At 41.4% G+C, this 13383-nt stretch carries 11 protein-coding genes; 3 read left to right on the top strand and 8 right to left on the bottom strand.

All coding sequences use genetic code 11. The features are described from left to right. Nucleotides 1–17 precede the first annotated feature (17 nt). From A8805_RS04920 to A8805_RS04895, 6 genes are all read right to left on the bottom strand, one after another. Nucleotides 18–803 (bottom strand): DeoR/GlpR family DNA-binding transcription regulator, encoded by a 786-nt coding sequence (locus tag A8805_RS04920; protein ID WP_109709089.1) that lies wholly within the window; start codon nucleotides 801–803, stop codon nucleotides 18–20. Nucleotides 804–874: 71 nt separating this feature from the next. Further along, nucleotides 875–2344, bottom strand: coding sequence for a xylulokinase (gene xylB / locus A8805_RS04915; RefSeq protein ID WP_109709088.1), 1470 nt, complete (start codon nucleotides 2342–2344; stop codon nucleotides 875–877). 39 nt (nucleotides 2345–2383) lie between these two features. Further along, entirely contained in the window at nucleotides 2384–3871 is a 1488-nt protein-coding gene (locus tag A8805_RS04910; protein ID WP_109709087.1) for an FGGY-family carbohydrate kinase, read from the bottom strand. A gap of 9 nt (nucleotides 3872–3880) precedes the next feature. Beyond that, a complete protein-coding gene (locus A8805_RS04905) occupies nucleotides 3881–4867 on the bottom strand; it encodes an ABC transporter permease (protein ID WP_109709086.1) in 987 nt (328 codons plus the stop codon). Nucleotides 4868–4870: 3 nt separating this feature from the next. Further along, on the bottom strand, nucleotides 4871–6340 hold the full coding sequence (locus A8805_RS04900) for a sugar ABC transporter ATP-binding protein (RefSeq protein ID WP_330405730.1): 1470 nt from the start codon (nucleotides 6338–6340) through the stop codon (nucleotides 4871–4873). Nucleotides 6341–6451: 111 nt separating this feature from the next. Next, nucleotides 6452–7465 (bottom strand): sugar ABC transporter substrate-binding protein, encoded by a 1014-nt coding sequence (locus tag A8805_RS04895; RefSeq protein ID WP_109709084.1) that lies wholly within the window; start codon nucleotides 7463–7465, stop codon nucleotides 6452–6454. A 369-nt stretch (nucleotides 7466–7834) separates the two neighbouring features. On the opposite strand from A8805_RS04895, the gene htpG reads away from it, so the two are divergent. Continuing rightward, entirely contained in the window at nucleotides 7835–9877 is a 2043-nt protein-coding gene (htpG, locus tag A8805_RS04890; protein ID WP_109709083.1) for a molecular chaperone HtpG, read from the top strand. 68 nt (nucleotides 9878–9945) lie between these two features. On the opposite strand, the gene A8805_RS04885 is transcribed toward htpG, so the two are convergent. After that, the gene (locus A8805_RS04885) at nucleotides 9946–10437 is read right to left on the bottom strand and encodes a DUF5721 family protein (protein ID WP_109709082.1); all 492 of its coding nucleotides are present in this window, start codon (nucleotides 10435–10437) and stop codon (nucleotides 9946–9948) included. A gap of 174 nt (nucleotides 10438–10611) precedes the next feature. Between A8805_RS04885 and A8805_RS04880 the strand changes: the two genes are divergently transcribed. Further along, nucleotides 10612–11127 (top strand): GNAT family N-acetyltransferase, encoded by a 516-nt coding sequence (locus A8805_RS04880; RefSeq protein ID WP_109709081.1) that lies wholly within the window; start codon nucleotides 10612–10614, stop codon nucleotides 11125–11127. 48 nt (nucleotides 11128–11175) lie between these two features. On the opposite strand, the gene A8805_RS04875 is transcribed toward A8805_RS04880, so the two are convergent. Continuing rightward, nucleotides 11176–11988 carry an alpha/beta fold hydrolase gene (locus A8805_RS04875; RefSeq protein ID WP_109709080.1) on the bottom strand — a complete coding sequence of 271 codons (813 nt, stop codon included), beginning with the start codon at nucleotides 11986–11988 and terminating at the stop codon, nucleotides 11176–11178. Between the two features lie 134 nt (nucleotides 11989–12122). Between A8805_RS04875 and A8805_RS04870 the strand changes: the two genes are divergently transcribed. Then, on the top strand, nucleotides 12123–13274 hold the full coding sequence (locus A8805_RS04870; RefSeq protein ID WP_109709079.1) for an aminotransferase class V-fold PLP-dependent enzyme: 1152 nt from the start codon (nucleotides 12123–12125) through the stop codon (nucleotides 13272–13274). Nucleotides 13275–13383 lie beyond the last annotated feature (109 nt).

Raw genomic sequence — 13383 nt, 5'->3', positions numbered from 1 at the left:
CCTTAATGCTAGTATAACTAGGCGATAATGATATTCGCACCCATTTTTTTCATTTTCTTTATGATATCTTCTGAAAGTCCCGGGTCTGATATCACCCCATCAAAATCACTTAATTTTGCATAATGGAGAAATTGTGAACATCCAAATTTACTTGAGTCTACTAACAAATAATTCTCCTTTGCGATATTCATTACAGTATTCTTTATTCCAAGTTCCGTTGAATTTCCAATATATACATATCCATCATCACCAACTCCATTTGCACCCAAAAATGCAATATCCACCCTGAATTTGTTCAGTTGTTCTTCCGCCAGAGGTCCGCAGCTGGAAATTGTATTTCTCCGCAAGTCTCCGCCAATCATAATTACAGATACATTCTGGCGGTTCAGCAATTCCGGTGCAAGATTTACCCCTGTGGTTAAAATAGTGTTTCTCTTATCGTTTCCAATATTCTGAGCCATGTAATAAGTTGTTGAACCAGAGTCAAAGAACAACGTCTGTCTATGTTTAATCAAGGATAATGCCTTCATTGCGATTCGTTTCTTCTCGTCCCCCTGGGACCCAATTCTCCGCTCATAAGGGAGTTCTATACTCTGCTGGATATCTGAAAGCATTGCACCGCCATGGGTACGCACTATGTCATACGCAGCAGCCAAATTGTCCAAATCCCGCCTGATTGTCATTTCTGTTACATCAAACATCTTCCTCAGGACACTAATCTCTACCTGACCATCACGTTTTAACAACTCCAGAATTTGTTGTCTTCTTTTATCCTTCAGCATATACATACCCCACTTTATCATTTATTTTATGTACATCATATCATAAAACAAACCGGATTGCAGTCTTGTGTTAATGATTAAAAGTCCGGCCATCAGAAAATCTTTTGGATAGCATTATGTATTCTCAGATACTGTTCATATTTGCGCTGGTATCGTTCTACATTAAGCCGCCTTGGGTCAAAATGATTCCGGGTACTGACCTCCGTTCCTGTTCCAGGGCTTATTTCATGGTTCCCTTTCAGCGCATTTTTTGCCAAAACTGCTGCTCCGTAAGAAACCCCTTCGTTCCCATCCAGCTGAACTATCCGTACATTTAATACATCCGCCATAATCTGCATCCAAACCTTACTATTAGCTCCTCCTCCAGTAACCATCAACTCTTCCAAAGTTTCTGTGGACAGCCCCATTTCCTGAATTAATTGCTTTACAGCAAAGCAAACTCCTTCCATAACCGCAACCGCCAAATCTTCCTTTAAGTCATTCATCTCCAGTCCGATAAAGGCACCCCGCAGAGAGGAATCTGCATAAATGGTCTTATCCCCAGTCAAATGAGGATAAAACAAGAGTTGCTTATTTCCCAGTTCCGAAACATCCACATCTGCCATCAGGCTGTTAAAGTCGCTGATACCGAGAATCTTCCTTACATACCATTCATAGCTCCCTCCAGCAGACTGCACCACTCCCTGAGTCATGCAAATGATATCCTTTCCATCTAAGGAAAACAGGATTTCCTTCCCTTTTGAGTCCGCTTTTTCCTTCCCTCTTGGCAGGATTAAAACTCCCGAAGTACCAATTGACAGTACAGGATAACCATACTGCAAGCTCCCTGTAGATATAGCCGCGGCAGAATTGTCCCCTGTTCCGGCAATTACTTTTACATCCGGCGAAAGTCCAAGTTCTTCTTGTATTTCCTTTCGCAGATTCCCTACGATCTCCTGACTTCCTTTAATCGGCGGATACATTTCCTCTGAAAGTCCGATTAATTTCATCATTGTCTCAGACCAGGAGCAGTCTTCGGTATTATATAGAGAAGATGTGGACGCCTGACAGTAATCCGTACTGTAACACCCCGTTAAGTAATACACCAGATAATCAGGACCGATTAGAAACTTTCCAAGCTTTTTAAATGCCTCCTCTTCATGTTCTTTCAGCCAGAGCAGATTAACCGCAGGGCTTCCTGTAGAAATTATTTTAGAAATTGCTTTGGTATCTTCTTGCTTCAGAGCTGTTTTAAGTTCCGGGAAATATTCTTTTGTCCGAACATCATTCCACATGATAGCCGGCCGTATGGGAATTCCTGAATAATCCAGAAATACTGTGGTATGCATTTGCCCTGACACTCCAATCGCCTTAACATGACTTCGCTCGATACCTGAGAGCAGCTCTGCCATACCTGCTTTCACCGCTTTTACCCATACCTCCGGCCATATTTCCTTCCAGCCGTGTTTTGGCTGAGAATATTGGTATTCCTGTTCACAGCAATTCACCACTATTCCCTCTTCATTAATGACTATTATCTTTGCTGTCGAAGTTCCAATATCTATACCCAAATAATATTCCATTGCGCCTCTCCAAATATAACTGTTTTATTTTCATTTCTCCTATATAAAATCGTGCATTTTGTGATATAGCCTTTTATATCTTTCATATTTTAACTGGTAGTATTCCTTCCATTCTTCTCTGGGTCTGTAGGTCCGCAAAATCTTTACCGTACGTTTCACCCCCTCTTCAAATCTGGAATAATGCCCCATTGCCGTCGCGGCCGCAATCATACACCCCAGTGTTCCAGCCTCTTTATTTTTCAGTGAAACTGTTTTCACCCCAAATACATCAGAGCGGATTTGCATAGTAAGTTCGGAAACCGCTCCACCGCCTGTTATTGTAATTTGCTTCACATCTATATTTAAGAAACCCGCATATTCATAAGCCATCTTCATTTGAAAGGCCAGAGATTCTTTCACCGCCAGATATATTTCTTCGGGCTTTGTGTGAATGGTCAATCCCCATACCATCCCTTTCATGTCGTAATTAATATCCGGGTGGCCTGATGAGCCAAACTGCGGTAATACCAAAAGTCCGGTTTTTAGTTCTGTAGCTTTCCGGTCCATATATGCAAAAAAATCCTCACCTTTTTCCCTGCATCTTCTGTGAATTCCCTCAAAGATGCAGTCCCGGCTCCAATTCATCAGTATTCCACAAGTGGTAATTTCCAGATTTGTCATATAGGTTCCTGGTATCATTCCCGGTATACAAGCCAGGTCTGTTTCCATCATAGAACTGTTTCTTAAGGGCTCGTTCAGCATTAGGTTCAGCACCTCGCAAGTGCCATGTCCGTCCTCTCCGATTCCTGGTGTAACCACTCCTGCCCCCAGTGCCGCACATTCCTGGTCATGTCCCCCTGCAACAACCTGCATCCCCGCAGATAATCCCAGTTCCTCTGCAACCTCAGGAAGTACCCTCCCCACAATCGTCCCTGCACTGACCGGAAGAGACATCTGTTTTTCCGAGATCCCTGCTAACTCCAATAATTTGGAAGACCATACTTTTTTTTCAATATCAAGGGCCATTGTACGGGATGCCGATGAGTAACTGATTTTTCTGTTTCCGGTAAGATAGAACCCGATATAATCCTCGTAGGTAAAAATGTATTTGGCTTTCCTAAGTATATTAGTATGCTTGTTCATCCACAGCAGCTTGGGCAATGAATACATTTCACTTGCAGGGATTCCTGTTATTGCCATGATCTCTTCCTTACCGACTTTTTGCAGAATTTCTTCCACCTCGGGAATCCCCCGCTTATCACCAGTCACCATGGATTTCCCCAGAGCCATCCCATCTCCGTCAACGCAGACAACCGACTCTCCCAGCGTACCTACAGCCAACGCCTCTATAGGCTCATCCAGTTGTTTGGAAACATTCTTTATACACGCTTTCACCCCTGAAAGAACTGTTGCCGGATCTATTTCTCTATAGCCGTCAGTCCCCTCTTCTTTATACCCATGGCTGCAGGCTGCTTTCACATTTCCTTCTAAATCATAAACTACAATTTTACATCCGCTGGTACCAATATCCAATCCTGCAACTGACATGGTTCTCCTCTATCCTTTCAACATTCTCTTCTTCTTAATAATATCAATATAAACTGCGATTAACACAATGATTCCCTTCACAATATTAGATACAAAGGAATTCACATTCAACAGATTCAGGCCATTGCTGATGACTCCTATAATCAGTGCCCCAATCATAGTACCGCCTACTTTTCCCATTCCTCCGGTCATAGATACACCTCCCAGTACGCAGGCTGCGATGGCATCCATTTCTGCTCCCTGCTGTACAGATGGCTGTCCTGAAAACATCCTTGCGGCCAGAACCACCCCTGCAAATCCTGACAGAAACCCAGATAGGGTATACACAATTATCTCAATTTTTACCGTTGGAATTCCAGAAAACTTTGCTGCCTCACGATTCCCGCCCAAAGCATATACATATGTACCAAATTTTGCTCTTGATAAAAGCAGCCATACAATAAGTATCAGCGCAGCCAGATATATAATGGGCAGCGGGACAGGTCCTAAATATCCGGTTCCCAATACGGCAAAATCGTCCCGGGTACAGCGCAGGGGAAGACCGCCGCTGTACAAATATGCAATTCCCCGGCCAATATTCATAGTCGACATTGTTACGATAAATGGGGCCATCCCTGTTTTTGCAATGATCACTCCATTCAGAAACCCAACAAGCACGCCAATCCCCACACAGAGTATAACTGAAACAGGCACCGGCATTCCCTGGTTGATAAAACCAACGCACAGAGTACCTGTCAGGGCTACAACTGCACCAACTGAAAGGTCAATGCCACCTGTAATAATCACCATTGCCATCCCCAGCGTTAAGACAGCATTTGTAGATATCTGCCTGCCTACACTTAACGCATTATCCACACTTAAAAAGACAGGGGACATAATCGCCACAATAACAGAGATTACAATCAATGCGGCTATAATACCAAGATTTTCACTGAAAAATTTCAAAACCGGATTATTTGTTCTTTCAGCTATTTTAACACGATTTTCTTTAGACATTCCTTATTTTCCTCCTGTTGCATGATACATGATTTTCTCTTGATCGAACTCTTCCCGCTGCAGTTCACCGGTAACCTGCCCCTGAGATACTACATAAATCCGGTCACACATATTAATTATTTCTTGTAATTCCGAAGAAATTAAAATCACTGCCATTCCATCCCGTGCCAACTGGTCAATAATTGTATAAATCTCTGATTTTGCTCCAACATCAACACCTCTTGTCGGCTCATCCAGAATTAACACCTTTGGATTTGTGGCCAGCCATTTGGACAACACAATTTTCTGCTGATTCCCCCCTGACAGATTGTTTACCAGCTGTTCCGGTGATGGTGTCTTTATGGAAAAAGCCTTAATGTATCTGTCAATAATTCCATCCCGCTTTTTCCGGTTAATATGAACAAATTTCTTATACTGGTCCTGTACTGTCAAGGTGATATTGTATCCAACTGTATTTTTCAGAACAAGGCCCTGCTTCTTTCTGTCTTCCGGTATCAAGGCTATCCCATGTTCAATGGCATCCTGGACACTTTTAAACTGCACCTTTTTCCCGTCAATAAATATCTCGCCGGAATCAATTGAGGATACTCCGAATATAGCCTGCATAATTTCACTTCTTCCGGCTCCCACCAGTCCTGCAAATCCTACAATTTCTCCCTTCTTAATATGAAAAGATACATTGTCAAACACTCCTTTTTGTGCCAGTTCTTTTACCTCAAAAGCAACCCCGCCAATAGAATGTTCACCTCTGGAATAATATTCTGTAAGATTCCGGCCCACCATCATTTTAATCAGCTCATCTATTGTTGTAGATTTCGTTTCTTTCGTGTCCACATATTTCCCATCTCTCAAAACGGTAATCCGGTCTGTAATTGTAAACAACTCATTTAGCTTGTGAGAAATATAAATAATACTTACTCCCTGTTGTTTTAATTTGTTGATGACCCCAAATAAATACTCTACTTCCCGTTCTGCAAGAGAGGATGTTGGTTCATCCATTACAATAATTTTGGAGTTAAAAGATACCGCCTTAACAATCTCCACTAACTGCTGCTGTGCAATGGTAAGATGATAGACATCTCTTTTTACATCAATATCCAGGCCTAATTGTTTTACCAGTTCTCCTGCTTCCCTAAACATCTTCCTCTTATCCTTAAGCCCCGCTTTGGTCACAGGCTCTCTTCCGAGAAAAATATTTTCCGCAACACTAATATGGGGGACAAGTACAATTTCCTGATGTACAATATTGATTCCATAAGCCTGTGCATCTTTGACAGATTGAATCGCAGCCTCTTTTCCCTCTATCATAATCTGCCCTGCATCTGCCTTATATATCCCGCCTAATACCTTAATTAATGTGGACTTACCTGCCCCATTTTCTCCGAGAAGCGCATGCACCTCTCCTTTTTCCAGCTGCAGATGAACCCCTTCCAGTGCATATACGTTTGCAAATTTTTTCTCTATGCCTTTCATTTCTAAAACATAATTACGCACGTTTTTCCTCACTTCCTATTGAAAAAGAATGGAGGGCAGCTCCCTCCACTCAGCATTTCACCTGTTATGTAGAATTAGAAATATATTAATTTACTGCCATCCATCTACTCCATATTCACTAACATTATCCTTATCAATTTTAAATGTCTCTACTTTAATATCCTTCTCAATCGTTCCTCCGTCCAAAACCTTCAGCATATTATCATATGAAGTCTTAGCAATACCAACTGGTGACTGTGCTGCAGTTACTTGTAATGTTCCATTTTCAATCGCTGATTTTCCGTCCGGTGAACCATCAACCCCATAAATTTTAATACCTTCTAATTTATCCGCCGCCTGCAAAGCTGCAATGATTCCAAGGGCAGTAGGGTCATTAATTCCGTAAAATGCTTCAATGTCCGGATTTGCCTGAATCATATTATCAGCTATCGGCATTGCCTTTTCCAAAGATGCCTGAGCGTCCTGCTGGGCACATATCTCAAATTTGTCAGTCATACCGGCTTCTTCAAGTGCTGCCTTAAACCCTTCGAACCTGTCCACGCAAGCTACCATAGTAGGGGAATCAATGACTGCTATCTTTGCGCCATCCGGGAAATCTTTTATCATTGCCTCACCTACGATATGGCCTGCATTAAAATTATCAGATGCTACATTTGCTGCAACTAAACCTACATCTGTTACCGGATTATCAAGAGCAATTACCGGAATATCTTTGTCTTTCGCTGTCTGCAGTACATTCTTTACACCATCGGAATCCACAGGCAGCAGGAAAATTCCATCTACGCCCTGTGTAATAGCATCTTCAATCTGTGAGATCTGCTTCGCCTGGTCATATTGAGGATCATAAATTACCAGTTCATCACCATTTGCTTCACACGCTTCTTTCAATGCATCTCCAATCGTTGTCATAAATGGGTTATTCAGTGTCGATGTGCAGTACGCAAATTTCTTACCGCTTCCTTCTTTTTCAGTGCCAGCTGAATCTTCCTGCTTTGGTGCCGTCTCTGATTTTTCCTCTTTTGCTCCGCAGCCGGTTAATGCAGCTGTAGAAAATACTAATGACATACTAATTGCAAGTGCGAACCATTTGTTTCTCTTTTTCATGTTATCTCTCCTTTTAAAATTTTAGTTTTTGTTGCTTTATATGTGTTATATTATAACATTATCTAACTTTTTGCAACATTACATAATTGCTAAAAATGGACATCTTCAATTGTGCATTTCTAACAATTACAGCAAGTGAGGTTTTCTTTATATGTATTTTTGTCTGAGTAATCTTAAAAACTCAAACAAAATTACTTTCCAAAATACAGTTGTTTATAAATATTTTATTTTTTTCATACTTTTATTAGCACTCTCCCTAAAAGAGTGCTAACTTTTAGGTTGACTTTTCATTAGCAGTATATTAGAATAATTTTTAGACGGTAAAATGACCACCGTGACAGGTATTATTAATGAAAAGGAGTGTTATACATGGGAACAAAAAGAGGTAATTTATCCATTGACAGCGAGAATATATTTCCAATTATTAAGAAATGGGTATATTCTGACCACGATATCTTTTTCCGTGAGCTTGTATCCAATGGGTGTGATGCAATTACAAAGCTGAAAAAGCTGGATATGATGGGAGAATATGATTTACCGGATGGCTACAAAGCGAAAATTCAAGTGATTCTAAATCCGGAAGAAAAGACTCTGAAGTTTATTGATAATGGTGTCGGAATGACGGCGGAGGAAGTAGAGGAATACATTACACAGATTGCATTTTCTGGCGCTACACAGTTCCTCGAAAAATATAAAGACAAAACAAGTGAAGATGATATGATCGGGCATTTCGGGCTTGGCTTCTATTCTGCATTTATGGTTGCAGACGAGGTACACATAGATTCCTTGTCTTATCAGGAAGGGGCTGTCCCTGTGCATTGGGTAAGCGAAGGCGGTACCGAATATGAAATGCAGGACGGAAACAGGACAGAAGTTGGTACGGAAATCACATTGTATCTGAATGAAAACAGCCTTGAGTTTGCGAATGAGTACAGGGCAAAAGAAGTGCTGGAGAAATACTGCTCTTTCATGCCTGTTGAGATTTTCCTTTCCAAGGCAAATGCAGAGCCTGTTTATGAGACAATTGATGAAGAAGAGGTTCTGGATACGGATGAAGTAGTGGAACATATTACAGAGGAGCCAAAAAAAGGAGAAGACGGTGAACCGGAAGAACCAAAGAAGAAAGTAAAGATTGTAAAACGTCCGGTTTCCATCAGTGATATTCATCCCCTCTGGGCAAAGAATCCAAGCGAATGTACCAAGGAAGAATATTTAGATTTCTACCGCAGGGTATTTATGGATTATAAGGAACCATTGTTCTGGATTCACCTGAATATGGACTATCCATTCAACCTCAAAGGCATTTTGTACTTCCCTAAAATTAATACGGAATATGATTCCATCGATGGAACAATCAAGCTGTATAACAATCAGGTTTTCATCGCAGATAATATTAAAGAGGTAATTCCTGAGTTTCTGATGGTATTAAAGGGAATCATTGACTGCCCTGACCTGCCGCTGAATGTGTCCAGAAGTGCGCTGCAAAATGACGGTTTTGTAAATAAGGTTGCAGACTACATTTCCAAAAAGGTTGCAGATAAACTGAACGGAATGTTTAAGACAGATAAAGAAAACTATGAGAAGTATTGGGATGACATCAGTCCATTCATTAAGTTTGGCTGTCTGAAAGACGAAAAGTTTGGTGAGAAGGTCAAAGGTTCCATCCTTTTCAAGAACTTAGACCACAAATACCTGACATTGGAAGAGTGTATTGAGAAAAACGGTGGTTCTGTCGTAACACCGAAAGAGGAGAAACCTGAGGATACTGCTGAAAACAATGCAGAAAATGAAGTAGAAGAAATTAAAACAAATATCTACTATGTAACCAATGAACAGCAGCAAAGCCAATACATCAATATGTTCAAGGAGCAGGGACAGGATGCAATCCTGCTGACCCACAATATCGATACCTCTTTTATTACTTATCTGGAGCAGCGGAATCCAAAGGTAAGGTTCCAAAGGATTGATGCAGAGGTCCATGATTCTCTGAAAGATGAAGTATCAGAGGAAGAAAAGGAAAATTTCAAAAAGACTTCAGACAGTCTCATTGATATTTTCCGCAAGGAATTAAACAATGATAAGCTGGATGTGAAAGTTGAAAAATTAAAGGATGATAACGTTGCCTCCATGGCAGTTCTCCCAGAGCAGTCCAGACGTATGGAAGAAATGATGAAAATGTATGGAATGGGCGGAATGGATGCAAGTATGTTCGGAAGCCAGGCTACATTAATCCTGAATTCCAACCATCCACTGGTGCAGTTCATCGTAGAACATAAGCGCAGCAAAAGCGTACCGGTTATCTGCAGACAATTGTTCGACTTGGCAATGCTGGCACATAAACCGTTAAGTCCGGCAGAGATGACAGCATTTGTACAGAGAAGCAATGAAATCATGATGCTTCTGACAAAATAAAAATTATAAAATAAAGAAGCCTGGCCCTCTCACAAAAATATTTCTTGTGAGAGGGCCAGGTTATTCATTTAAGATATTTCTATTTCATAGGCAATTTCTTTCTGTGTAAAGAATTTCTGCACCATCTTATCCCACGCCTGTTCCAAAGATTTATCCATGGTGAAAGTTTTTAGTGAAGTTCCGGTCACACACTGGAGCTTACTGCCGTCATACCGGATGTTCAGGTACAATCCCTGTACTTGGTCCATCTGAAAATCCAGATGATTCTGCTCAATAAGGCGTTCTATATTTGCAGGGGCCAGGCTAAACACGAACTTGAAGCTTAAAGGTGTTTTTTTCCCTTTAATCAGTGACAGGCAATAGTCTCTAAGATTTTTCCAGGAAGAATATTCCGAAATGCTCTCCTCTTCCGAAAAAAATGCTTTCTGTATAAAACCGTCTATGGTAAAGGTATTGAAAGTGACAATCTGACCTTCGATGAAGAGAAAGTTATCAAATGTTTCTGATAATAATAAATGTGCCATATAGTCCTTGACACTGGTGAGATGCAGTGAAATCATGTCCATAACCTCCGCGATGAGAATCAACCCAAGTATGTCAGATATTGTACCACATCCAGCTGAACATGCATAGTTCAATCTTGATGATTTTGCCGGACAGAGGTATAATACCTTTATCTGTAAAGAGTTCCGGCAGGAACTGAAAAAAAATAACAAAGGAAGAGGCACATTATTATGACTGATATATTTCACACAGTTAGAGTAGAAACCGAGCAGCAAATAAATGAGGTTGCCCATTTGGCAGAAGCTATCTGGCATGAGCATTTTACCCCCATCATCGGAACCAGCCAGGTAAATTATATGATAGACAAATTTCAGTCCGTACCTGCATTGAAATTACAGTTAAAAGACGGTTATGAATACTATCAGATTTTTGACAGCGGAAATTTCTGCGGGTATTGCGGTGTTCACCCTGAAAATGAAAAGCTCTTCCTAAGCAAACTTTACATAAAAAGAGAATTCCGAGGGCGTCATCTGGCATCAAAGGCCTTTGATTTCTTAACAAATCTCTGTAAAGAGCGGGGTCTTGTTTCTATCTGGCTGACCTGCAATAAAGAGAACCATGGCAGTCTTGCTGTGTACCGTCATCTTGGTTTTAAAACTGTGGATACGCAGGTTGCAGATATTGGTAACGGATATGTAATGGATGATTACATCATGGAATATGCCATACTGCCTGAACATAAATAGTTCAAGTAATATGGCATAAAGCAAAATTCTATGTGCGCTGCTTTATTATCATTCCAAAAAGCAAAGCAATTCCTTATTAAATTTTTTCTGCTGATCATAGAAGAGGAAATGTCCGCAGGATTCAAAAGGAATCAGTTTTGCATCTGGAATACTTTCTTTTTGCGCTGTTGCCAAAGGATAAAGGCACACCAGGTCATTCAGACCATGAAGAATCAGGGTTGGAACACGAATTGTTTTTAAGTCTCTAAAAAGCCCCTCTTCCTCCAGCCAGGTATTAGCAATTGCTGCGGTAGCCCAGCTGGCAGCCTGAAGTCCCATGTCAAAAATCCAGTCTGAAAGAGCAGGCGTCACGTAATTGTGAAAAATCATATTGCCAAAGCCTCTCAGCATATCAGGCCTGTCTGTGTAAGTGTTTTGTATGATATCCAGAACCTCCTGTCTGGATAATCCATAAGGAAAATAAGAACGCTCAATTAAACTGGGTGCCGCGGCTGCAAATAAAGCAAGCTTGGAAACACCAAAAGCCTGATGTCTTGCCATATAGCGCACAGCAATCGCTCCTCCCGTGGAATGTCCCCCCAGAACAAAATTTTTCAGCCCCAGTGCTTCTACTACAGCCCGGACATCATCAGACAGACGGTTATAGTCGTATCCTCTCCATGGTCTGGCGGAGCGTCCAAATCCCCGCATGTCCAGCCCAACACACCGGTAGCCGTATTTGGGCAATTGATTATACTGATATTCAAACAAATTAAGGTTCCCAGGCCATCCATGAAGAAAAAGTATCGTCTTTCTGCCCCGTGGATTGATATCTTCCACATAAATGTACACATCTGGCTCTACGTTGATATAATACCCCATATGTTCCCTTACTTTATAAAATCCTCATTATAGAATATTCAAAGCAAACAAAAAAAATCACCGGACAATTGTCATTGACATCCTTTTGCAGATATCTTAGAATTTGTTCAGTGAATGAGTTACGGAGGCTGATTATGGAAAACAGAATATATTTTGACAACGGAAGTACTTCCTGGCCGAAAGCTCCGGGAGTTGCAGAGGCCATGTCGGAACTTCTGATGAGCGGTGCCTTTAACATCAACAGAGGAAATTACGAAGGAGCTTATGCAGTAGAAAGCTTGGTGCTGGATACACGGGAGCAGTTGGGAAGGCTCTTTCACATGCCTGATTCTAAACATGTAATTTTCACCCCGGGGATTACCTATTCTCTGAATTATTTTATCAAAGGATTTTTGAAATCCAGGGATCATGTAATTGTAACCGGGATGGAACATAATGCAGTGATGCGCCCGCTGAACCAGATGGTACAGGAGGGAATCACTTACGATACCGCACCCACAGATGCAGAGGGGAATGTGAGCCAAGAGGGATTAGAAGCATTGATCAGACCTCATACAAAGGCTGTGATTGTATCCCATGCCTCCAATGTATGCGGGACCATCACGCCTATTCAGGAGATTGGGGATATCTGTAAACGCAGACACCTGCTTTTTGCTGTAGATACAGCCCAGAGTGCAGGTACATTAGATATTGATATGGAAGCCTGGGGCATTGATTTCCTCGCATTTACTGGACATAAGGGACTTCTTGGCCCTCAGGGTATTGGAGGTTTTCTCATATCAGAAGCACTAAAAGAACGGTTAGATCCCTATATATCAGGAGGGACCGGAAGCCAGTCAGATTCTTTTGAAATGCCGGAGAATCTTCCGGACAAGTATGAAAGCGGGACCATGAATCTTCCAGGCATTATCGGACTTCATGCAGCACTCTCACACATAGAAAGACTGGGCCTTGCCCATATCCATGCTAAAAAAATGGATTTAACCCGGCATTTTCTGGAGGGAGTTAAAGAACTTCCCAACGTACGTATTGCGGGCCGTCAAGATCTTCAGAACCGTTTGGCGGTTGTATCACTGGATTTTCTGGCCCTGGATAATGCCATCGCAGCATTTGAGCTGGAACAGCGGTATGGCATTATGACAAGGGTGGGGCTTCACTGCTCTCCTCTTGCGCACAAATCTCTCGGCACATTTCCTCAGGGGACTGTAAGATTTTCCTTCAGTGCAAGTAATACGGCAGAAGAAATTGAACTTTGTATCTCAGGGTTGAAAGCTTTGTTATACTAAAAATCTTGTATAGGTTTTATCAATAACTAACCCTAATCATGGAAAAAATCAATAAGCCGTCCTGCTCCGTTTTATTGTTCTTAATGCCTCGAAATGATATGATAAATAT

Origin of the sequence: Faecalicatena contorta (genome assembly GCF_003149105.1) — a bacterium.
Lineage (GTDB): Bacteria > Bacillota > Clostridia > Lachnospirales > Lachnospiraceae > Muricomes > Muricomes contortus_C.
This window is presented reverse-complemented; position numbering and strand designations above follow the sequence as displayed.